The organism is Dokdonella koreensis DS-123 (genome assembly GCF_001632775.1).
In the GTDB taxonomy this organism is placed as follows: Bacteria; Pseudomonadota; Gammaproteobacteria; order Xanthomonadales; family Rhodanobacteraceae; genus Dokdonella; species Dokdonella koreensis.
Genome location: NZ_CP015249.1, coordinates 2993188 through 3014052, shown reverse-complemented (window position 1 = coordinate 3014052; position 20865 = coordinate 2993188). Strand labels below are relative to the sequence as shown.

Below are 20865 nucleotides of genomic sequence, written 5' to 3'. Positions count from 1 at the left end.
TCTCGTGTTCGTCGCAGGACGCACGCGGAAGCCTTGAGCTTCCGCAATCCGCAGGCTATACTCTTTCGTCTTGACAGGCCGGCATCGGCCTGTCTTTTGTTTCTTAGGGCTCATTACGCATGGCGACAATCAACCAGCTGCTGCGCAAATCACGGCGTCCGAAGGACTACAAGAGCGCCTCGCCGGCGCTTGCCAACTGCCCGCAACGCCGCGGCGTCTGCACGCGCGTCTACACGACGACGCCGAAGAAGCCGAACTCCGCGCTGCGCAAGGTGGCCAAGGTCCGCCTGACCAACCAGCAGGAAGTCATCAGCTACATCGGTGGCGAAGGCCACAACCTGCAGGAGCACTCGGTGGTGCTGATCCGCGGTGGTCGTGTCAAGGACCTCCCGGGCGTCCGCTACCACACCGTTCGCGGCTCGCTCGACGCTGCCGGCGTGACCAAGCGTCGCCAGAGCCGCTCCAAGTACGGCGCCAAGCGCCCGAAATCCTGATTCCTAGCTAGGTCAGAATCATGTCGCGTAAAGGTTCAACCCCCGTCCGCACGACCCTGCCCGATCCCAAGCACGGCAGCGACGTCATCGCGCGCTTCATCAACATGGTGATGAAGAGCGGCAAGAAGTCCGTGGCCGAGAGGATCGTCTACGGCGCGCTCGACCACATCGGCGAGAAGCATGCCGAGCCGGTCGGCGTCGTCGAGAAGGCGCTCGGCAACGTCGCGCCCGCGGTCGAAGTGAAGTCCCGCCGCGTCGGTGGCGCGACCTACCAGGTGCCGGTCGAAGTGCGCTCCACGCGGCGCATGGCGCTGGCGATGCGCTGGGTCATCGAGGCGGCGCGCAAGCGCGGCGAGAACTCGATGCCGCGCAAGCTGGCTGCCGAGCTGCTCGAAGCGGCCGAAAGCCGCGGCGGTGCCGTCAAGAAGCGCGAAGAGACCCACCGCATGGCGGAAGCCAACAAGGCGTTCTCGCACTACCGCTGGTAACAAGTTAAGAGTTTCAGAGGAAGTCCCGTGGCTCGTACGACCCCCATCGAGCGCTACCGCAATTTCGGCATCATGGCCCACATCGATGCCGGAAAGACCACCACGACCGAGCGCATCCTCTTCTACACCGGCGTCAATCACAAGATTGGCGAGGTGCACGAAGGTGCAGCCACGATGGACTGGATGGAGCAGGAGCAGGAGCGCGGCATCACGATCACGTCGGCGGCCACCACCTGCTTCTGGCAGGGCATGGACCACTCCTTCCCGCAGTACCGCTTCAACATCATCGACACCCCGGGCCACGTCGACTTCACGATCGAAGTCGAGCGTAGCCTGCGCGTGCTCGATGGTGCGGTGTTCGTGCTTTGCGCGGTCGGCGGCGTCCAGCCGCAGTCGGAGACCGTGTGGCGCCAGGCCAACAAGTACGGCGTGCCGCGTCTCGCGTTCGTCAACAAGATGGATCGCACGGGTGCCGACTTCGACAAGGTCGTCGGCCAGCTGAAGGCACGTCTGGGCGCCAACCCGGTGCCGATGCAGGTGCCGATCGGTGCCGAGGACCATTTCGAGGGCGTCATCGACCTCGTCAAGATGAAGGCCATCTACTGGGACGCCGAGTCCCAGGGCATGAAGTTCGAGTACCGCGAAATTCCCGCAGGCCTCAAGGAGGTCTGCGAGAAGGCGCACGCGTACCTGGTCGAGTCGGCTGCCGAGACCTCGGAAGAGCTGATGAACAAGTACCTGGAAGAGGGTACCCTCAGCGAGGACGAGATCCACGCGGGCATTCGCGCCGGTACGCTGTCGACGTCGATCATTCCGGTGTTCTGCGGCACGGCGTTCAAGAACAAGGGCGTCCAGGCGATGCTCGACGCCGTGGTGCGCTATCTCCCGGCTCCGTCCGACCGCCCGCCGGTCAAGGGCCTGGACGAGAACGAAAAAGAAGACAGCCGTCAGGCCGGCGATACCGAGCCGTTCTCCGCGCTCGCGTTCAAGATCATGACCGATCCGTTCGTCGGCTCGCTGACGTTCTTCCGCGTCTATTCGGGCGTGCTGGCTTCCGGCGACACGGTCTTCAACCCGGTCAAGTCGAAGAAGGAGCGCATCGGTCGCATCCTGCAGATGCACGCCAACGAGCGTCACGAACTGAAGGAAGTCCGCGCCGGCGACATCGCCGCGGCGGTCGGCCTCAAGGACGTGACGACCGGCGATACGCTGTGCGCGCAGGACAAGATCATCACGCTCGAGCGGATGGTGTTCCCGGAGCCCGTCATCGCGATGGCGGTCGAGCCGCGGACCAAGTCCGACCAGGAAAAGATGGGCATCGCCCTGGGCCGTCTCGCCCAGGAAGATCCGTCGTTCCGCGTGCGCACCGACGAGGAGTCGGGCCAGACGATCATCTCCGGCATGGGCGAGCTGCACCTGGAGATCCTCGTCGATCGCATGAAGCGCGAGTTCAACGTGGAAGCCAACGTCGGCAAGCCGCAGGTGGCTTACCGCGAGGCGATTCGCAAGGCGGTCAAGCAGGAAGGCAAGTTCGTCCGCCAGTCCGGCGGCAAGGGCCAGTACGGCCATGTCGTCATCGAGCTGGAGCCGCAGGAGCGTGGCGCGGGCTACATCTTCGAGAACGTGACCGTCGGCGGTTCGGTGCCGAAGGAATACGTGCCTGCGGTCGACAAGGGCATCCGCGAGGCGATGACCAGCGGCCCGCTGGCCGGCTTCCCGGTGGTCGACGTCAAGATCAAGCTGGTCGACGGCTCCTACCACGAGGTCGACTCCAACGAGATGGCGTTCAAGATCGCCGGCTCGATGGCCTTCAAGGAAGGCTTCGGCAAGGCCAGCCCGGTCCTGCTCGAACCGATGATGAAAGTCGAGGTGGTGACGCCGGAAGACTACATGGGCGACGTGATGGGCGACCTCAGCCGGCGTCGCGGCATCCTGCAGGGATCCGACGACACGCCGTCCGGCAAGGTCGTCAATGCGATGGTGCCGCTCGGCGAGATGTTCGGCTATGCGACCAGCCTGCGCTCGCAGACGCAGGGCCGCGCGACGTTCACGATGGAATTCGACCACTACGCCGAAGCGCCCAACAGCATCGCCGAAGCGGTCATCAAGAAGGGTTAATCGGTGCGGTCGTCCTGATCGCGGAAAGTCAAAAGGCGGCCGCCCGTGGCCGCACCTTTCAATTTTTTCTGTTCTGAGGTGGCAAAACCATGGCCAAGGGTAAATTCGAGCGGACCAAGCCGCACGTGAACGTCGGTACGATCGGACACGTCGACCACGGCAAGACGACGCTGACGGCGGCGCTGACGAAGGTCGGCGCGGAGCGCTTCGGCGGCGAGTTCAAGGCATACGACGCGATCGACGCGGCGCCGGAAGAGAAGGCGCGCGGCATCACGATCTCGACGGCGCACGTGGAATACGAGTCGCCGAACCGCCACTACGCGCACGTGGACTGCCCGGGCCACGCCGACTACGTGAAGAACATGATCACGGGTGCGGCACAGATGGACGGTGCGATCCTGGTGTGCTCGGCCGCTGACGGCCCGATGCCGCAGACGCGCGAGCACATTCTGCTGTCGCGCCAGGTGGGCGTGCCGTACATCGTCGTGTTCCTGAACAAGGCCGACATGGTGGACGACGCCGAGCTGCTCGAGCTGGTCGAGATGGAAGTGCGCGAGCTGCTGAGCAAGTACGAGTTCCCGGGCGACGACACGCCGATCATCAAGGGTTCGGCGCGTCTGGCGCTGGAAGGCGACCAGTCGGAGATCGGCGTGCCGGCGATCATCAAGCTGGTGGAAGCGCTGGACGCGTGGATCCCGGAGCCGCAGCGCGACGTGGACAAGGCGTTCCTGATGCCGGTGGAAGACGTGTTCTCGATCTCGGGTCGCGGCACGGTGGTGACGGGCCGTATCGAGCGCGGGGTCATCAAGGTCGGCGACGAAGTGGAGATCGTGGGCATCCGTCCGACGGTCAAGACGACGGTGACGGGCGTTGAGATGTTCCGCAAGCTGCTGGACCAGGGCCAGGCGGGCGACAACGCGGGTCTGCTGCTGCGCGGCACGAAGCGCGACGACGTGGAGCGCGGTCAGGTGCTGGCGAAGCCGGGCTCGATCACGCCGCACACGAAGTTCGAGGCCGAGGTGTACGTGCTGTCGAAGGAAGAGGGCGGTCGTCACACGCCGTTCTTCAAGGGCTACCGCCCGCAGTTCTACTTCCGCACGACGGACGTGACCGGATCGGTGGAGCTGCCGGAAGGCGTGGAAATGGTCATGCCGGGCGACAACATCAAGATGGTGGTGACGCTGATCGCGCCGATCGCGATGGACGAAGGCCTGCGTTTCGCGATCCGCGAAGGCGGCCGCACCGTCGGCGCCGGCGTCGTCGCCAAGATCTTCGAGTAAGGCTTGCTGTTTCGTTCGCGATACGGCTATACTTGATGGTTCAGGGCGCTGACGCGCTCTAGTGAGTGAAGCCGGGCCTCGTGCCCGGTTTCGACTACCGCGAAAAGAGGTGCTGGATGCGCCTCGTGTTCGCCAGACTAAGGATGGGCGTCGCCGTTCTCCGATTCCGTCGTGCAGGATTGACGGAATCGATGGCGCGTACTATACTTTTCTGTCTGGCAGGCCGGGAAACCGGCCTGCCTGATTTTTCTCGGGAGCGACTTCGAGTCGCGTTCCGGCTCTTTTCAACAGGAATACGGCAATGGCGGACCAGAAGATTCGCATCCGACTCAAGGCCTTCGATCATCGGCTGATCGATCGTTCGGCCAGCGAGATCGTCGAGACGGCAAAGCGCACCGGCGCGCAAGTGCGCGGCCCGATACCGCTGCCGACCAAGATTGAGCGTTACACCATTCTGGTTTCGCCGCATGCGGACAAGGATGCGCGTGACCAGTACGAGACCCGCGTGCACAAGCGCGTGCTGGATATCGTTGACCCCAACGACAAGACCGTGGACGCATTGATGAAGCTCGACCTGGCGGCCGGTGTGGACGTCCAGATCAAGCTGCACTGAGCACGGCGATAGGACACGACGATGAGTATCGGATTGGTAGGCCGCAAGTGCGGCATGAGCCGAGTCTTCACCGAAGACGGCCGTTCGGTTCCGGTGACGCTGATCGAAGCGACACCGAATCGGGTCACCCAGGTCAAGACGATCGAGACCGACGGCTACAACGCCGTGCAGGTCACCGCCGGCAACAAGCGGGCGGCGCTGGTCAACAAGCCGCTGGCCGGGCACTACGCCAAGGCCAAGGTCGAGGCTGGGCGCGGGTTGTGGGAGTTCCGCGTCGAGGCCGATGACCTGGGCAAGTTCAACATCGGTGGCGAGATCAAGGCGGACGAGGTGTTCCAGGTCGGCCAGAAGGTCGACGTCGCCGGCGTCAGCAAGGGCAAGGGCTTCCAGGGAACGATCAAGCGTCACCATTTCACGATGGGCGACGCCACGCACGGCAACTCGCTGTCGCACCGTTCGCCGGGATCGATCGGCCAGCGCCAGACGCCGGGCCGCGTGTTCCCGGGCAAGAAGATGTCCGGACACATGGGCAACGTGCGCCGCTCGTCGATCAACCTCGAAGTCGTCAAGATCGACAGCGAGCGTCACGTGATCGCGATCAAGGGTGCGGTCCCCGGTGCTCCCGGCGGTCACGTCATCATTCGTCCTGCCGTCAAGGCAAAGTGAGGAGGACGCCATGGAACTGAATGTCATTGGCGCCAAGCCCCTCGCCGTTTCCGAAGCGGTGTTCGGGAAAGAATTCCGCGAGGACCTCGTCCACCAGGTCGTGGTCGCTTATCGCAACGCCGGTCGCGCGGGCACCAAGGCCCAGCTGTCGCGCTCGGACGTCTCGGGTACGACCAAGAAGTTCAAGAAGCAGAAGGGTGGCGGCGCCCGTCACGGCGACTACCGCGCACCGATCTTCGTCGGCGGCGGTGTCACGTTCGCCGCGCGTCCGCGCAGCTTCGCGCAGAAGGTCAACCGCAAGATGTTTCGCGGCGCGCTGGCTTCGATCCTGTCGGAGCTCAATCGCCAGGGACGCCTGAAGGTCGTCGAGTCGTTCGGTATCGAGCAGCCCAAGACCCGTGATCTGGTCGCGAAGCTGGCCGGCTACGAGGCGACGGGCCGTACGGTCCTGGTGGCCGAGAATGCGCCCGGAGCGCTGTACCTGGCGGCTCGCAACATTCCCTACGTCCACGTCGTCGACGTGGCGGGGCTGGACCCGGTCAGCCTGGTCGGCGCCAAGCAGGTGCTGCTGACCGTTGACTCGGTGAAGAAGATCGAGGAGTGGCTGGCATGAACGAGCGTTTGCTCGGCGTTCTGCGCGCGCCGCTGGTCTCCGAAAAGACCGCGCGGCTGCAGGAAGCCAATCAGTATGTTTTCGAAATCGCCCAGGCGGCGACGAAGGCTGACGTCAAGGCGGCCGTCGAGCAGTTGTTCGACGTCCAGGTCGAGGCCGTCAACGTCGTCACGATCAAGGGCAAAACCAAGGCTTTCCGGTCGCGGGTCGGTACCCGCGGCAATCGGCGCAAAGCATACGTTCGTCTGCGCGAAGGCCAGACGATCGACGTGATGGCCAAGGCCTGAGGGCGGACTAATTCATGGCACTGATCACACTCAAGCCCACATCGGCTGGTCGCCGCGCGACCGTTCGCGTGGTGACGCCGGGCCTCCACAAGGGTGACCCGTACGCGCCGCTGACCGAGTCGCAGTCCAAGACCGGTGGTCGTAACCACTACGGTCGGATCACGACGCGCCACAAGGGCGGCGGTTCGAAGCAGAACTACCGCATCATCGACTTCAAGCGCGACAAGGAAGGCATCGCCTGCCGTGTCGAGCGGATCGAGTACGACCCCAATCGCACGGCGCACATCGCACTGTTGTGCTATGTCGACGGCGAGCGCCGCTACATCATCGCCCCCAAGGGCGTGCAGGTCGGTGACCAGCTGATGGCCGGTCGCGACGCGCCGATCAAGGCCGGCAACACGCTGCCGCTGCGCAACATCCCGGTGGGTGCCACGGTGCACTGCATCGAGATGAAGCCGGGCAAGGGCGCGCAGATCGCACGCAGCGCCGGTGCGTCGGCACAGCTGGTGGCGCGCGAGCAGGGTCACGCGACGCTGCGCCTGCGGTCGGGCGAGATGCGCAAGGTGCCGGCCGAGTGCCGCGCCACCATCGGCGAGGTCGGCAATTCCGAGCACAACCTCGAGAAGCTGGGCAAGGCCGGCGCGAAGCGCTGGCGTGGCATCAAGCCGACCGTGCGCGGTGCGGCGATGAACCCGGTCGACCATCCGCACGGTGGTGGCGAAGGTCGTGCCGGCCAGGGCAATCCGCATCCGGTGTCCCCATGGGGCACGCCGGCCAAGGGTTACAAGACACGCAAGAACAAGCGCACGCAGCAGTTCATCGTGCGCGATCGCCGGGGTTGATAGGTACACGCCATGCCACGTTCACTGAAGAAAGGGCCGTTCGTCGACCACCACCTGCTCAAGAAGGTGGAAGTTGCCGCAGCCGCCAACAATAAGCGCCCGATCAAGACCTGGTCGCGCCGTTCGATGATCGTGCCGGACATGGTCGGGCTGACCCTGGCGGTGCACAACGGTCGTCTCCATGTTCCGGTCCTGATCAACGAGAACATGGTCGGACACAAGCTCGGCGAGTTTGCCGTCACGCGCACCTTCAAGGGGCACGGTGGCGACAAGAAAGCCGACGGCAAGAAGTAAGGAGAAGCACCGTGGAAGCGAAGGCTGTTCTGCGCACCGCGCGCATCTCCCCGCAGAAGGTCCGGCTGGTTGCCGACCAGGTGCGTGGCCTGCCGGTGGACCGCGCTCTGACTCTGCTGAAGTTCAGCGACAAGAAGGCCGCCCATCTGGTCTACAAGGTCCTGTTCTCGGCGACGTCCAATGCCGAGAACAACCTCGGCGCCGATGTCGACGAGCTCAAGGTCGCCCGCATCTTCGTCGACGAGGGTCCCATCCTCAAGCGGATGCATGCGCGGGCCAAGGGTCGCGGCACCCAAATTTTCAAGCGCACCAGCCACATCACTGTGGTCGTGGGCGAATAAGTTTCGAAGGACGGCAACGATGGGTCATAAAGTTCATCCCACCGGCATCCGCCTTGGCATCGCCAAGGACTGGAACTCGAAGTGGTTCGCCAACAAGCGTGAGTACGCCGAGTATCTCGCGGCCGATCTGAAGGTGCGCGAGCTGCTGCGCAAGAAGCTGGCCCAGGCCGGCGTCTCGCGCATCCAGATCGAGCGCCCCGCCAAGAATGCGCGCGTGACGATCCACACGGCCCGTCCGGGTGTCGTCATCGGCAAGAAGGGCGAGGACATCGAGAAGCTGCGCAAGGAGGTCTCGACGCTGATGGGGGTTCCCGCCCACATCAACGTGACCGAGGTGCGCAAGCCCGAGCTCGACGCGCAGCTGGTCGCCGAGTCGATCGCCCAGCAGCTCGAGCGCCGCATCATGTTCCGCCGCGCGATGAAGCGCAGCGTGCAGAACGCGATGCGCCTCGGTGCCCTCGGCATCAAGGTCAATGTCGCCGGCCGCCTCAACGGCGCCGAGATCGCGCGTTCGGAGTGGTACCGCGAAGGTCGCGTGCCGCTGCACACGCTGCGTGCCGACATCGACTACGGCTTCGCCGAGGCAAAGACCACCTACGGCATCATCGGCGTCAAGGTGTGGGTCTACAAGGGCGAGATCTTCGATCTGGCCGCCGCGACCCAGGAAGCCAAGGCCGAAGCCAGTGAAGAGCGCGCGCCGCGCCGGCCGGCCAAGGCCGCCGCAGCCGCAGGAGCCTGATCATGCTGCAACCGAAACGTACCAAGTATCGCAAGGTCCACAAGGGCCGCAACAGCGGACTGACCTATGTCGCCACCAAGGTCAGCTTCGGCGAGTTCGGCCTGAAGGCGATCACGCACGGCCAGCTGACCGCGCGCCAGATCGAGGCGGCCCGCCGCTGCATCACGCGCTACGTCAAGCGCGGCGGCAAGCTGTGGATCCGCGTGTTCCCGGACAAGCCGATCACCAAGAAGCCGATCGAAGTCCGCATGGGTAACGGCAAGGGCAACGTCGAGTACTGGGTTGCGCCGATCCAGCCGGGTCGCATGCTTTACGAAATCGAGGGCATCGCCGAGTCGGAGGCCCGCGAGGCGTTTCGTCTGGCCGCGGCCAAGCTGTCGGTGCAGACCCAATTCGTTACCAGAACGGTGCTGTGATGGAACTCAACGAACTCCGCAAGAAGTCGGTACAGGAACTGGGCGAGCATCTCGTCGAGCTCCGCCGCGAACAGTTCAATCTGCGCATGCAGAAGGGTTCCGGGCAGTTGACCCAGACGCACCAGATCGGTCGCGTCCGTCGTGAGATCGCGCAGGTCAAGACCCTGCTCGGCGCCCAGAAGTAAGGACCGGCCGCAATGAGTGATAACCAGAAAGTGCTGCGTACCGTCGAAGGTCGGGTCGTCAGCAACAAGATGCAGAAGACCGTGACCGTGCTGCTGGAGCGCCAGGTGCAGCACCCGCTGTACGGCAAAATCGTGCGCCGGTCCACCAAGGTCCACGCCCATGACGAGAACGGCGAGTGCCGCGAGGGCGACGTCGTGCGCATCAGCGAGTGCCGCCCGTTGTCGAAGACCAAGAACTGGCGCGTCGTCGAAGTCGTCACGCGCGCTGCGCAATAAGCGCTGATCAGCAGAAGGAGCAAACAACATGATCCAGATGCAGACCACGCTGGATGCAGCGGACAACAGCGGCGCACGCGAGCTGTTTTGTATCAAGGTGCTCGGCGGCAGCAAGCGCCGCTACGCGAGCATCGGCGACATCATCAAGGTCTCCGTGCGTGAAGCGATTCCGCGCGGCAAGGTCAAGAAGGGCGAGGTCTACGACGCCGTGGTCGTGCGCACCCGCAAGGGCGTGCGCCGTGCCGACGGCTCGCTGATCCGGTTCGACGGCAACGCCGCCGTTCTGCTCAACAACAAGCTGGAGCCGATCGGCACCCGTATCTTCGGGCCGGTCACGCGTGAGCTGCGTAGCGAACGATTCATGAAGATCGTCTCGCTCGCTCCTGAAGTGCTGTAACAGGATCATTGCCATGAACCGCATCCGCAAAGGTGATCAAGTCATCGTGATCACCGGCAAGAACAAGGGTCAGCGAGGCGAAGTGCTCCGCGTAGCGGGCGATCGCGTCTTCGTGCAGAACGTCAACCTGGTCAAGCGCCACACCAAGCCGAATCCGCAGGCCAACCAGCCCGGCGGCATCATCGAGCGCGAGGCCTCGGTCGACATCTCCAACGTTCAACTGTTCAACCCCGCCACCGGCAAGGGCGCGCGCGTCGGCTTCAAGAGCCTTGAAGACGGTCGCAAGGTGCGTGTCTTCCGCCCGAGTGGCGAAGTGGTCGACATCTAAGGCAGCCTGTCATGACACGCCTCGAAAAAATCTACAAGGAACAGGTCGTTCCCAAGCTGATCGAACGCTTCGGCTACAAGAACGTGATGCAGGTGCCGCGGCTGACCAAGGTCACGCTCAACATGGGCGTGGGCGAGGCCGTCGGCAACAAGAAGATCCTGGAGAACGCGGTCGCCGACATGGCCAAGATCGCCGGCCAGAAGCCGGTGGTCACGCTGTCCAAGAAGTCGATCGCATCGTTCAAGATCCGCGACAACTGGCCGATCGGCTGCAAGGTCACCCTGCGCCGCGCCCAGATGTTCGAGTTCATCGATCGCCTGATCAGCATCTCGCTGCCGCGCGTGCGCGACTTCCGCGGGATCTCGGGCCGGTCGTTCGACGGTCGCGGCAACTACAACATGGGCGTGAAGGAACAGATCATCTTCCCGGAGATCGATTTCGACCAGATCGACGCGCTGCGTGGCATGGACATCGCGGTCACGACGACTGCCGCCACGGACGAGGAAGCGAAGGCGCTGCTGGAAGCCTTCGGTTTTCCCTTCCGCAACTGATTTGAGGCACGAGAAGAGTCATGGCCAAGAAGTCGATGGTTAATCGCGAGATCAAGCGGACCAAGCTGGTCAAGCGGCATGCCGCCAAGCGTGCGGAGCTGAAGGCGATCGTCGCCAGCCCGACCGTTTCATACGACGAGAAGATCGCCGCCGCGACCAAGCTGCAGAAGCTGCCGCGCGATTCGAGCGCTTCGCGTCAGCGCACGCGGTGCGCGCTGTCGGGCCGTCCTCGCGGTGTCTACCGCAAGTTCGGTCTGGGGCGCAACAAGCTTCGTGAAGCCACCATGCGCGGCGATGTGCCGGGACTGCGCAAGGCCAGCTGGTGACGTTACCTGTTTCTCCAGAAGCCCATCGTGGACTTTTGGAGAATCGCCGAGTCCGGCGCATGTCCGTACTCGGCTCCGCCGAACGAGCAGGCTCGTTCGGCGGGCGATCCGTCCATGGATCGCTGTAATTCCGAATTTTCGGATATCGATGCTGAGAGGATTTGATAGATGAGCATGACTGATCCCATCGCCGACATGTTCACGCGCATTCGTAACGCGCAGGCCACGGGCAAGCGTACCGTGGCGATGCCGTCCTCGCGCGTGAAGCAGGCGATCGCGACACTGTTGAAGAGCGAGGGTTACCTGACCGACGTCCAGGTGGTTCCCTCCGACGGCAAGCCGGTCCTCGAGATCGCGCTGAAGTACTACGAAGGCAAGCCGGTCATCGAGCGCATCGAGCGCGTCAGCCGTTCGGGCCTGCGCGTCTACCGCGGCAAGAGCGATCTGCCGAAGGTGCTGGGCGGTCTCGGTATCACGATCGTGTCGACCTCGTCGGGCATCATGACCGACGCCGAAGCCCGCAAGAAGGGTCTCGGCGGCGAAGTGATCGGCCTCGTCGCCTGATCAGGAGAAGCAGATATGTCACGTGTTGCCAAGAAGCCGATTCCGCTTCCCAAGGGCGTCGAGTGCAAGCTCGATTCCGGTACGATCGTGGTCAAGGGGCCGAAGGGTTCCCTGACGCTGACGACGCCGCAGGGCGTCGACGTGTCGATTGACGACGGCGTCGTGAAGTTTTCCGCGAAGGAGCAGGACGACGTCAAGCTGGCCGGCACCGCGCGTGCGCTGGTCAACAGCATGGTCATCGGCGTCAGCGAAGGCTTCCAGCGCAAGCTGGAGCTGGTCGGCGTCGGTTACCGCGCCGCGCTGCAGGGCAAGGACCTGAACCTTTCGCTGGGTTTCTCGCATCCGATCGTGTTCAAGGCGCCGGAAGGCGTCACGATCGAGGTGCCGTCCCAGACCGAGATCCTGATCAAGGGCGCCGACAAGCAGAGCGTCGGTCAGGTTGCGGCCAAGATCCGCGCGTTCCGTCCGCCGGAGCCCTACAAGGGCAAGGGCGTTCGTTATTCCGGCGAGCAGATCACCCTGAAGGAAGCCAAGAAGGCCTAATGGGCGCTTCAGCTTCCGAGAGAGAAGAATCATGACGAAGAACGTTTCCAGGTTGCGTCGCGCCAAGTCGACCCGCCTGCACATCCGCAAGCTCGATGTCGCGCGCCTGAGCGTGCACCGTACCGGCCAGCATCTGTATGCGCAGATCGTGACCGCGGACGGTGCCAAGGTCATCGCGGCGGCCTCGACGCTGCAGAAGTCGGTCGCCGAAGGGCTGACCGGCACGAAGAACAAGACGGCTGCCGCCGCCGTCGGCAAGGCCATCGCCGAGCGGGCGATCCAGGCCGGCATCGACACGGTTGCATTCGATCGTTCCGGCTTCAAGTATCACGGCCGTATCGCGGCGCTGGCGGATGCCGCACGCGAGGCAGGTCTGAAGTTCTGATCCATTTCCCGCCTTTCGGGGCGGGTGCTCCTGCAGCGGTTTGCGCGGCAGGCATACAACAACTCCAAGCGGCTCCGGCCGCAAGCAGAAGTCCACACCGCATCGCGGGTGGCAGGCAAAGGTGAATCATGTCAACCAATGATCGTGACAACGGCGACGGTTTCCTCGAGAAGCTCATTGCTGTCAATCGCGTCGCCAAGACCGTCAAGGGTGGCCGCCAGATGAGCTTCACGGCGCTGACCGTCGTCGGTGACGGCGACGGCCGTGTCGGTTTCGGCTACGGCAAGGCGCGTGAAGTGCCGGTGGCCATCCAGAAGGCGATGGAGCGCGCCCGCAAGGGCATGGTCCGCATCGAACTGAACAACGGCACGCTGTTCCACGCGGTGAAGGCCAACCACGGCGCGGCGCGTGTCTACATGCAGCCTGCGTCCGAAGGTACCGGCGTCATCGCCGGCGGCGCGATGCGCGCCGTGCTCGAAGTGGTCGGTGTGAAGAACGTGCTGGCCAAGGCCGTCGGTTCGCGCAACCCGATCAACCTGGTCCGCGCGACCATCAACGGCCTGCAGGCGATGGTTTCGCCCAAGCGCATCGCCGCCAAGCGCGGCAAGTCCGTCGAAGAGGTGCTCGGCAATGAGTGACAGCAACGCAAAGACGATTCGCGTGCGCCTGGTCAAGAGCGTCAACAGCTGCCAGCAGCGCCATCGCATCAGCGTCCGGGCACTGGGTCTGCGCAAGCTCAATGACGTGCGCGAACTCAAGGATTCGCCGTCCGTACGCGGGCTGATCAACCAGGTGTCTTACCTGGTCAAGGTCGAAGAGGGCGCGTAAGCGCCGGCCAGGATCACGAGGAACAGCACATGCATCTCAATACTCTCAAGCCCGCCGCCGGCGCCCGCAAGGCGCGCGTCCGCGTCGGTCGCGGCATCGGTTCCGGTCTCGGCAAGACGGCCGGTCGCGGCCACAAGGGTCAGTACGCACGCGCCGGCAAGGGCAAGGTCAAGCCGGGCTTCGAAGGCGGCCAGATGCCGCTGCAGCGCCGGTTGCCGAAGGTCGGCTTCCGCTCGCAGAAGGCTCACGAAGTCAGTGAAGTCCTGCTCTACAAGCTCGACGCGCTCAAGGTCGACGTCGTCGATTTCGCCGCGCTTCGCGATGCCGGTCTGATCGAGAAGCGCGCCGAACGCGCGAAGATCGTCAAGAAGGGCGAGATCACCCGTGCGGTCAAGCTCAAGGGCGTGGCTGTGACGGCCGGAGCCAAGGCGGCTATCGAGGCTGCCGGCGGCAGCGTGGAGTAAGCGAGTGGCTGCTTCGCAACCTGGTGCACTGGCTTCGCTCGGCAAACTGACCGAACTGAAGCAGCGCCTGCTGTTCGTCCTCGGCGCGATGATCGTGTTCCGTTTCGGATCGTTCATCCCGGTGCCCGGGGTGAACCCCGAGGCGATGACCCGTCTGGTCGACCAGGCGGGTGGTCTGCTGGACATGTTCAACATGTTCTCGGGCGGCGCGCTGGAGCGGTTTTCGCTCTTCGCGCTGGGCGTGATTCCCTACATCTCGGCCTCGATCGTCGTCCAGATGATGGCGGCGGTGGTGCCGTCGCTGCAGCAGCTTCGCAAGGAAGGCGAATCGGGCCGGCGCAAGCTCACGACCTATACGCGCATCGGCACGGTAGGCCTGGCGGTGTTCCAGTCCTTCGGCGTCGCCTCGATGCTCCAGCAGCAGACCGGCGTGGTCTATACGCCCGGACCCGGGTTCATCTTCACGACGGTGGTCGGCCTGACGGCCGGTACGCTGTTCCTGATGTGGCTGGGCGAGCAGATCACCGAGCGCGGCGTCGGCAACGGCATTTCGCTGCTGATCTTCGCCGGCATCGTCGCCGGCCTGCCGTCGGCGGTCGTGCACACGCTGGGCATGGCGCAGAGCGGCGAGCTGAACTACCTGAAGGTGCTGGCGGTGCTGGTGGTGGTGCTGGCGGTGACCGCGTTCGTGGTCTTCGTCGAGCGTGGCCAGCGGCGCATCACGGTCAACTACGCGCGGCGCCAGGGTGGTGCGGGCAAGGCCTATCAGAACCAGACCTCGCATCTACCGCTGAAGGTCAACATGGCCGGCGTGATCCCGGCGATCTTCGCCTCGTCGCTGATCCTGTTCCCGGCCACGGCCGCGGCATGGTTCAGCAGCTCGGGCGACATCCGCTGGCTGCAGATGCTGACCTCGTCGCTGGGACCGGGCGAGCCGCTGCACATGCTGGTCATGGCGGTCCTGATCATCGTTTTCGCGTTCTTCTACACCGCCCTGGTGTTCAACTCGCAGGAAACGGCCGACAACCTCAAGCGGTCGGGCGCCCTGATCCCCGGCATCCGGCCCGGCAAGGCGACTGCCGACTATGTGGATGGGGTCCTGACCCGCCTGACCGGCGCCGGCGCACTGTACCTGGTGGCGGTCTGTCTGATTCCGGACATCATGCGCAACGCCTGGCACGTGCCGTTCTATTTCGGCGGTACCTCGCTGCTGATCGTGGTGGTCGTGGTCATGGACTTCATCGCCCAGATCCAGGCCCACCTGGTGTCGCATCAGTACGACAGTTTGCTCAAGAAGGCCAACCTGCGCGGGCGTTGAGCCCGGCGGTCAGGTCGGCGGGGAAGGGCAAATGCCCTTCCAGAATCGGATTAGTTACGTTAGAATAGCCAGTTCGCCGCGCCGAGTGCGCGGCGCATTTTTCGGAGAGAGTCCAAATGGCGCGCATAGCGGGTGTCAATCTGCCGGTCCAGAAGCATGTCGGGATCGCGCTGCAGAGCATCTATGGTATTGGCCGCTCGCGGTCGAAGAAGGTCTGCGTTGACGCGGGAGTCAACCCGACCGCCAAGATCAAGGACCTGGTCGAGTCGGAGATCGAGAAGCTCCGTCACGAAGTGGCCCGCTATACGGTCGAGGGTGACCTGCGTCGTGAAGTGGGCATGTCCATCAAGCGCCTGATTGATCTGGGCTGCTATCGCGGCCTGCGTCATCGCCGCGGGTTGCCGCTGCGCGGTCAGCGCACCCGTACCAATGCGCGTACCCGCAAGGGTCCGCGTCGCCCGATCAAGAAGTAATCGAGTCCGGATCATCCAATGAATAAGCCGGTTGCCAAGCCGAAGAAGAAGATCAAGCGCGTTGTCACCGACGCCGTCGCCCACGTGCAGGCGTCGTTCAACAACACTGTCATCACGATCACCGACCGTCAGGGTAACGCTCTCTCCTGGGCGACCGCCGGCGGCGCGGGCTTCCGCGGTTCGCGCAAGTCCACTCCGTTCGCAGCCCAGGTGGCGGCCGAGAAGGCCGGCCGGGCAGCGGCCGAGTACGGCGTCAAGACCGTCGAGGTCCGCATCAAGGGCCCCGGCCCGGGCCGCGAGTCCACCGTGCGCTCGCTGAACAACATCGGATTCAAGGTCACCAACATCGTCGATGTGACCCCGATCCCGCACAACGGTTGCCGTCCGCCGAAGAAGCGGCGCGTGTAACGGAGCTGAGACGACCATGGCACGCTATATCGGACCCACCTGTAAACTGGCCCGTCGCGAAGGCGCGGACCTCAGCCTCAAGAGCCCGGCGCGGGCGATCGATTCCAAGTGCAAGCTCGAGCAGAAGCCGGGCCAGCACGGACCGGTCGCCAAGCGTGGCCGCCTGTCGGACTACGGCGTGCAGCTGCGCGAGAAGCAGAAGGTCAAGCGCATCTACGGCTTGCTGGAGCGCCAGTTCCGCAGCTACTACCACAAGGCTTCCAACCAGAAGGGCAACACCGGCGAGAACCTGCTGCGCATGCTCGAGTCGCGACTGGACAACGTCGTGTTCCGCATGGGCTTTGCCGTCACGCGTGCGCAGGCTCGCCAGCTGGTGTCTCACGCCTCGGTTCTGGTCAACGGCAAGAAGGTCAATCTGCCGTCCTTCCAGGTCAAGACGGGTGACGAAGTGGCCCTGACCGAGCGTGCCCGCGGGCAACTGCGCGTGCAGGAGTCACTGACGGTTTCCCAGGAAATGGACCTCGCTCCAGGCTGGATCGAAGTCGACGCGAAGAAGGCAAGCGGTGTGTTCAAGTCGCTGCCGGAACGTTCCGATCTGCCCTCGGACATCAACGAGAGTCTGATCATCGAGCTTTACTCAAAGTAATTTGGAGCCCCTGTTCATGGCAGGAACATCCACAAACGTGCTGCGTCCTCGTGGCATCAACGTCGAGCGGATCGGCGCCAATCGCGCCAAGGTCGTCGTCGAGCCGATGGAGCGTGGCTTCGGCCACACGCTCGGCAACGCGCTGCGCCGTGTTCTGCTTTCGTCGATTCCCGGCAGCGCGATCGTCGAGGCCGAGATCGACGGCGTACTCCACGAGTACACCACGCTCGAAGGCATGCAGGAAGACGTCATCGAGGTTCTGCTGAATCTCAAGGACGTCGGTATCCGCATGCATGGTCATGACGAGACCACCCTGACCCTTTCCAAGAAGGGACGCGGTGTCGTCACGGCGGCCGACATCACGGTCGACCACTCGGTCGAGATCGTCAATCCCGATCACGTGATCTGCCACCTGACCAAGGACATCGCGCTCAACATGCGCCTGAAGGTCGCGCGCGGCACCGGCTATCAGCCGGCCACCGCACGCCGCCTGCCGGACGAGGAAGCGCGTCCGATCGGCCGCCTGCAGATCGACGCCTCGTTCTGTCCGGTCCGCCGGGTCGCCTACCAGGTCGACAGCGCTCGCCTCGAGCAGCGCACCGATCTCGACAAGCTGGTGCTGGACGTCGAGACCAATGGCGCGATCGATGCGGAAGAAGCGGTACGCAAGGCCGCCGAAATCCTGCAGGACCAGATCTCCGTGTTCGGTGACTTCACGCGTCGCGAGAGCGACAGCGCGAAGGCCGACAAGGGGGGGGTCGATCCGGTGCTGCTGCGTCCGATCGACGACCTGGAGCTGACGGTGCGTTCGGCCAACTGCCTCAAGGCCGAGAGCATCTACTACATCGGTGACCTGGTGCAGCGCACGGAAGTCGAGCTGCTGAAGACGCCCAATCTCGGCAAGAAATCGCTGACCGAGATCAAGGACGTGCTCGGCCAGCGTGGCCTGTCGCTCGGCATGAAGCTCGACAACTGGCCGCCGTCCGGTCTCGTGCACGGAATGCAGCTGGGTTGAGTTGTTTCTCCGCGGCCGTGAGTGACAGTTGTCGCTCATGGCCGTTGGTTTGTTTTGCGATCGTCCTTGATCGCCGCTGCGGCCGGTTGGCCGCCCGAAGACTGAGTAACTGATGCGATCATCCGTGATCGCAGAGTAGGACGGGATCCGGCAGGTTCGTGGGCAAGTGCCCTCACCGGATTCCAGAGCGGCCATCCTTGGCCGCACTTTCAATGAGAAGCCCGGTTTAATCGGGCATATAACAGCGGGTAACCGCGGGATGCCGGACATAGGTGCCGGTCTCTCATAACAATAGATATCGAGGATTCCACCATGCGCCACCAGAAAGCCGGTCGCAAATTCAGCCGGACGAGCAGCCACCGCGAAGCGATGTTCAAGAACATGGCCGCGTCGCTGTTCAAGCACGAATTGATCCGTACCACGCTGCCGAAGGCGAAGGAACTGCGCCGTGTCGCCGAGCCGCTGATCACGCTGGCCAAGGTCGACGGTGTCGCCAATCGCCGCCTCGCCTTTGCGCGTCTGCGCGACAAGCAGGCGGTGGGCAAGCTGTTCGTGGAGCTCGGTCCACGTTTCCGCGAGCGCAAGGGCGGCTACCTGCGCATTCTCAAGTGCGGTTTCCGCGCGGGCGACAATGCGCCGATGGCCTACGTCGAGCTTCTCGACCGGCCGCGTCCGGCTGCCGACACCGACGCTGCCGAATAAGCGCAGCCGTCGTCACGAAATGCCGGGCCCCGGTCGGATTTCCGACCGGGGCCTTTTCGTTTCCAGGCCCCGTATTCCTGCAGGCGTCGCGGGGAACACCGGCAGCCGGCCGCGGTCTGCACAGCACTCGAATCCCTGCGGAGATCGACGATGAGCCTCAATCCGTTTCGCTGGCCGTTCCGCGCACAGTTCGCGTTCGGCGCCTTCGCCTGCATCGCGCTGCTGGCCTATGCCTACTACGAGCAGTTCGTGATGGGCGAGGATCCGTGCCCGATGTGCATCTTCCAGCGCATCGCCTTCATCGGCATGGCCCTGTTCTTCCTCGCCGGTGCGATCCACGGCCCGCGCGGCGGCGGGCGCAAGGTCTATGCGGTCCTGGTGGCGATGGCCGCCCTGGTCGGGACCGGCATCGCGATCCGGCATCTGTGGCTGCAGATGAATCCGCCGGATCCGCTGCTCGCCGGTTGTGGCCCGGGCCTGGCCTACATGCTCGACGCCTTCCCGCTGCACGACGCGATCCGCAAGGCCTTCACCGGCTCGGGGGACTGCGGCCAGGTCAGCTGGCGCTTTCTCGGCATCACGATGCCCGGCTGGACCCTGATCTGGTACGTGCTGCTCGGGGCCGGGGCGATCTTCGCCGGTTGGCGCCGGCGGCGCCCGGCGTTCTGACGCCGCACGCGGCGGCATTCCCTTTCGATGCAGCTGTGGCATGATGCTGCAGTGCAAGGTCGATTCCAGGCGCCATGATCCCAGAACGCTCGATTTCGCCGGTCCGTGAGGCGGCCGATTGGTCGCCCGCGTCGTGGCGTGCGCGTCCCGCGGTGCAGCAGCCGGTCTATCCGGATCGTGCCGCGCTCGACGAGGCCCTGCATCGGCTGGCGCAGCTGCCGCCGCTGGTCACGTCCTGGGAAATCCTCGCGCTGCGGCAACTGCTGGGCGAGGCGGCCGAGGGACGGCGCTTCCTGCTGCAGGGCGGCGACTGCGCGGAGACGTTCGACGACTGCACCTCGCCGCTGATCTCCAATCGCCTCAAGGTCATGCTGCAGATGAGCCTGGTGCTGGTGCACGGCCTGCAGCTGCCGGTGGTGCGGGTGGGCCGCTTCGCGGGCCAGTACGCCAAGCCGCGCTCGGCCGACACCGAGACGCGTGACGGCGTGACCCTGCCGAGCTACCGCGGCGACCTGGTCAACGGGCCGGCGTTCGACGCGAAGACGCGCGTGCCCGATCCGCTGCGGCTGGTCCGCGGTCATGCGCATTCGGCGATGACGATGAACTTCGTCCGCGCGTTGATCGACGGCGGTTTCGCCGACCTGCACCATCCCGAGTACTGGGACCTGGCCTGGGTGGAGCATTCGCCGTTGCAGCAGGACTACCGCCGCATGGTCGAATCGATCGGCGATTCCCTGCGCTTCATGGAGACACTGGCCGGGCGACCGGTCAGCGATTTCCAGCGGGTGGACTTCTTCACCTCGCACGAGGCGCTGCTGCTCCACTACGAAGAGGCCCTGACGCGCCAGGTTCCGCGCCAATGGGGCTGGTTCAACCTGTCCACGCACTATCCGTGGATCGGCATGCGCACGGCGGCGATCGACGGCGCGCATACCGAGTACTTCCGCGGCATCCGCAACCCGATCGCCGTCAAGGTCGGCCCGTCGGTGACGCCGGATCAGTTGCTGCGCCTGATCGACGTGCTGGATCCGGCCAACGAACCGGGCCGGCTGACCCTGATCCATCGCATGGGGGTCGCCAAGATCGAGGCCGTCCTGCCGCCGCTGCTGTCGGCCGTCCGCTCGGCGGGCCGCAAGGTGCTGTGGTGCTGCGATCCGATGCACGGCAATACCGAGTCGCTCGATAACGGCTACAAGACCCGCCGCTTCGAGAACATCCGCGGCGAGCTGGACCGCGCGTTCGACATCCACGCCGCCGTCGGTACGCGCCTGGGCGGCGTCCATCTCGAACTGACCGGCGAGAACGTCACCGAGTGCCTCGGCGGCGCCCGTTCGCTCGCCGAAGCGGACCTGGCACGCGCCTACAAGTCCACCGTCGACCCGCGCCTCAACTACGAGCAGGCGCTCGAGATGGCGATGCTGATCGTGCGCAAGCGCGGGGCCGTCGCGCCCGGCGTTCCGGCCTGACGGGCGCTCGGTCCCGCGCCATCCCGATGTGATCGCCGCCGCCGCGGCTGCCGGCTTCCACAGCCGGGTGCTCGGCCGTGGCGTATCGCCTCCGATCCGCGTGGCCGGGTCCGGGCGCCACCGCCGGTAG

33 protein-coding genes are annotated in these 20865 nt (G+C 64.6%); all 33 read left to right on the top strand.

Annotation, left to right across the window (positions count from 1 at the left end):
• Positions 1 to 119 precede the first annotated feature (119 nt).
• The 33 genes from rpsL to I596_RS12175 all read left to right on the top strand — a co-directional run bounded on the left by rpsL (position 120) and on the right by I596_RS12175 (position 20735).
• The gene (gene rpsL / locus I596_RS12335) at positions 120 to 494 is read left to right on the top strand and encodes a 30S ribosomal protein S12 (RefSeq protein ID WP_067648365.1); all 375 of its coding nucleotides are present in this window, start codon (positions 120 to 122) and stop codon (positions 492 to 494) included.
• A 20-nt stretch (positions 495 to 514) separates the two neighbouring features.
• Positions 515 to 982 carry a 30S ribosomal protein S7 gene (rpsG, locus tag I596_RS12330; protein ID WP_067648363.1) on the top strand — a complete coding sequence of 156 codons (468 nt, stop codon included), beginning with the start codon at positions 515 to 517 and terminating at the stop codon, positions 980 to 982.
• 27 nt (positions 983 to 1009) lie between these two features.
• Positions 1010 to 3100, top strand: a complete 2091-nt coding sequence (gene fusA / locus I596_RS12325; RefSeq protein WP_067648360.1) for an elongation factor G — start codon at positions 1010 to 1012, stop codon at positions 3098 to 3100.
• 89 nt (positions 3101 to 3189) lie between these two features.
• A complete protein-coding gene (gene tuf / locus I596_RS12320; protein ID WP_067648358.1) occupies positions 3190 to 4380 on the top strand; it encodes an elongation factor Tu in 1191 nt (396 codons plus the stop codon).
• Between the two features lie 301 nt (positions 4381 to 4681).
• Positions 4682 to 4993, top strand: a complete 312-nt coding sequence (gene rpsJ, locus I596_RS12315) for a 30S ribosomal protein S10 (RefSeq protein WP_067648354.1) — start codon at positions 4682 to 4684, stop codon at positions 4991 to 4993.
• A gap of 21 nt (positions 4994 to 5014) precedes the next feature.
• Positions 5015 to 5659 carry a 50S ribosomal protein L3 gene (gene rplC, locus I596_RS12310; protein ID WP_067648351.1) on the top strand — a complete coding sequence of 215 codons (645 nt, stop codon included), beginning with the start codon at positions 5015 to 5017 and terminating at the stop codon, positions 5657 to 5659.
• A gap of 10 nt (positions 5660 to 5669) precedes the next feature.
• On the top strand, positions 5670 to 6272 hold the full coding sequence (gene rplD / locus I596_RS12305) for a 50S ribosomal protein L4 (protein ID WP_067648350.1): 603 nt from the start codon (positions 5670 to 5672) through the stop codon (positions 6270 to 6272).
• Positions 6269 to 6559, top strand: a complete 291-nt coding sequence (gene rplW / locus I596_RS12300) for a 50S ribosomal protein L23 (protein WP_067648345.1) — start codon at positions 6269 to 6271, stop codon at positions 6557 to 6559. Before rplD ends, rplW begins: the two co-directional genes overlap by 4 nt.
• A 14-nt stretch (positions 6560 to 6573) precedes the next feature.
• Positions 6574 to 7401, top strand: coding sequence for a 50S ribosomal protein L2 (gene rplB / locus I596_RS12295; RefSeq protein ID WP_067648342.1), 828 nt, complete (start codon positions 6574 to 6576; stop codon positions 7399 to 7401).
• A 12-nt stretch (positions 7402 to 7413) separates the two neighbouring features.
• Complete coding sequence (gene rpsS, locus I596_RS12290; protein ID WP_067648339.1) at positions 7414 to 7695, top strand: 30S ribosomal protein S19; 282 nt, start codon at positions 7414 to 7416, stop codon at positions 7693 to 7695.
• Between the two features lie 11 nt (positions 7696 to 7706).
• The gene (rplV, locus tag I596_RS12285) at positions 7707 to 8036 is read left to right on the top strand and encodes a 50S ribosomal protein L22 (RefSeq protein ID WP_067648334.1); all 330 of its coding nucleotides are present in this window, start codon (positions 7707 to 7709) and stop codon (positions 8034 to 8036) included.
• 19 nt (positions 8037 to 8055) lie between these two features.
• Positions 8056 to 8775 carry a 30S ribosomal protein S3 gene (gene rpsC / locus I596_RS12280; RefSeq protein ID WP_067648329.1) on the top strand — a complete coding sequence of 240 codons (720 nt, stop codon included), beginning with the start codon at positions 8056 to 8058 and terminating at the stop codon, positions 8773 to 8775.
• 2 nt (positions 8776 to 8777) lie between these two features.
• Positions 8778 to 9191: a 50S ribosomal protein L16 gene (rplP, locus tag I596_RS12275; protein ID WP_067648325.1), complete on the top strand. Its 414-nt coding sequence runs from the start codon at positions 8778 to 8780 to the stop codon at positions 9189 to 9191.
• The gene (gene rpmC / locus I596_RS12270) at positions 9191 to 9376 is read left to right on the top strand and encodes a 50S ribosomal protein L29 (protein ID WP_067648323.1); all 186 of its coding nucleotides are present in this window, start codon (positions 9191 to 9193) and stop codon (positions 9374 to 9376) included. The genes rplP and rpmC overlap by 1 nt, the downstream gene beginning before the upstream one ends.
• Before the next feature lie 12 nt (positions 9377 to 9388).
• Positions 9389 to 9652, top strand: a complete 264-nt coding sequence (gene rpsQ / locus I596_RS12265; protein WP_067648320.1) for a 30S ribosomal protein S17 — start codon at positions 9389 to 9391, stop codon at positions 9650 to 9652.
• Between the two features lie 28 nt (positions 9653 to 9680).
• Positions 9681 to 10049, top strand: coding sequence for a 50S ribosomal protein L14 (rplN, locus tag I596_RS12260; protein ID WP_067648317.1), 369 nt, complete (start codon positions 9681 to 9683; stop codon positions 10047 to 10049).
• Positions 10050 to 10062: 13 nt separating this feature from the next.
• A complete protein-coding gene (gene rplX, locus I596_RS12255; protein WP_067648314.1) occupies positions 10063 to 10377 on the top strand; it encodes a 50S ribosomal protein L24 in 315 nt (104 codons plus the stop codon).
• Positions 10378 to 10388: 11 nt separating this feature from the next.
• Complete coding sequence (gene rplE, locus I596_RS12250) at positions 10389 to 10928, top strand: 50S ribosomal protein L5 (RefSeq protein ID WP_067648311.1); 540 nt, start codon at positions 10389 to 10391, stop codon at positions 10926 to 10928.
• Between the two features lie 20 nt (positions 10929 to 10948).
• Entirely contained in the window at positions 10949 to 11254 is a 306-nt protein-coding gene (rpsN, locus tag I596_RS12245) for a 30S ribosomal protein S14 (protein WP_067648309.1), read from the top strand.
• A gap of 168 nt (positions 11255 to 11422) precedes the next feature.
• Positions 11423 to 11818: a 30S ribosomal protein S8 gene (gene rpsH / locus I596_RS12240; RefSeq protein ID WP_067648307.1), complete on the top strand. Its 396-nt coding sequence runs from the start codon at positions 11423 to 11425 to the stop codon at positions 11816 to 11818.
• Positions 11819 to 11833: 15 nt separating this feature from the next.
• A complete protein-coding gene (gene rplF, locus I596_RS12235; protein WP_067648305.1) occupies positions 11834 to 12361 on the top strand; it encodes a 50S ribosomal protein L6 in 528 nt (175 codons plus the stop codon).
• A 31-nt stretch (positions 12362 to 12392) separates the two neighbouring features.
• Positions 12393 to 12746, top strand: a complete 354-nt coding sequence (rplR, locus tag I596_RS12230) for a 50S ribosomal protein L18 (protein WP_067648303.1) — start codon at positions 12393 to 12395, stop codon at positions 12744 to 12746.
• 128 nt (positions 12747 to 12874) lie between these two features.
• Complete coding sequence (gene rpsE / locus I596_RS12225) at positions 12875 to 13384, top strand: 30S ribosomal protein S5 (RefSeq protein ID WP_067648299.1); 510 nt, start codon at positions 12875 to 12877, stop codon at positions 13382 to 13384.
• Positions 13377 to 13574 carry a 50S ribosomal protein L30 gene (gene rpmD / locus I596_RS12220; RefSeq protein ID WP_067648297.1) on the top strand — a complete coding sequence of 66 codons (198 nt, stop codon included), beginning with the start codon at positions 13377 to 13379 and terminating at the stop codon, positions 13572 to 13574. The genes rpsE and rpmD overlap by 8 nt, the downstream gene beginning before the upstream one ends.
• A gap of 29 nt (positions 13575 to 13603) precedes the next feature.
• On the top strand, positions 13604 to 14038 hold the full coding sequence (rplO, locus tag I596_RS12215; RefSeq protein WP_067648294.1) for a 50S ribosomal protein L15: 435 nt from the start codon (positions 13604 to 13606) through the stop codon (positions 14036 to 14038).
• Between the two features lie 4 nt (positions 14039 to 14042).
• Positions 14043 to 15356 carry a preprotein translocase subunit SecY gene (gene secY / locus I596_RS12210; RefSeq protein WP_067648291.1) on the top strand — a complete coding sequence of 438 codons (1314 nt, stop codon included), beginning with the start codon at positions 14043 to 14045 and terminating at the stop codon, positions 15354 to 15356.
• 116 nt (positions 15357 to 15472) lie between these two features.
• A complete protein-coding gene (gene rpsM, locus I596_RS12205; RefSeq protein WP_067648288.1) occupies positions 15473 to 15829 on the top strand; it encodes a 30S ribosomal protein S13 in 357 nt (118 codons plus the stop codon).
• Between the two features lie 18 nt (positions 15830 to 15847).
• Positions 15848 to 16237 carry a 30S ribosomal protein S11 gene (gene rpsK / locus I596_RS12200; RefSeq protein ID WP_067648285.1) on the top strand — a complete coding sequence of 130 codons (390 nt, stop codon included), beginning with the start codon at positions 15848 to 15850 and terminating at the stop codon, positions 16235 to 16237.
• 16 nt (positions 16238 to 16253) lie between these two features.
• Positions 16254 to 16883, top strand: coding sequence for a 30S ribosomal protein S4 (gene rpsD / locus I596_RS12195; RefSeq protein ID WP_067648282.1), 630 nt, complete (start codon positions 16254 to 16256; stop codon positions 16881 to 16883).
• A 16-nt stretch (positions 16884 to 16899) separates the two neighbouring features.
• A complete protein-coding gene (locus I596_RS12190) occupies positions 16900 to 17898 on the top strand; it encodes a DNA-directed RNA polymerase subunit alpha (RefSeq protein WP_067651900.1) in 999 nt (332 codons plus the stop codon).
• Between the two features lie 312 nt (positions 17899 to 18210).
• Entirely contained in the window at positions 18211 to 18600 is a 390-nt protein-coding gene (rplQ, locus tag I596_RS12185; RefSeq protein ID WP_067648280.1) for a 50S ribosomal protein L17, read from the top strand.
• Positions 18601 to 18750: 150 nt separating this feature from the next.
• On the top strand, positions 18751 to 19269 hold the full coding sequence (locus I596_RS12180; RefSeq protein ID WP_067648278.1) for a disulfide bond formation protein B: 519 nt from the start codon (positions 18751 to 18753) through the stop codon (positions 19267 to 19269).
• A gap of 74 nt (positions 19270 to 19343) precedes the next feature.
• On the top strand, positions 19344 to 20735 hold the full coding sequence (locus I596_RS12175) for a class II 3-deoxy-7-phosphoheptulonate synthase (protein ID WP_067648275.1): 1392 nt from the start codon (positions 19344 to 19346) through the stop codon (positions 20733 to 20735).
• Positions 20736 to 20865 lie beyond the last annotated feature (130 nt).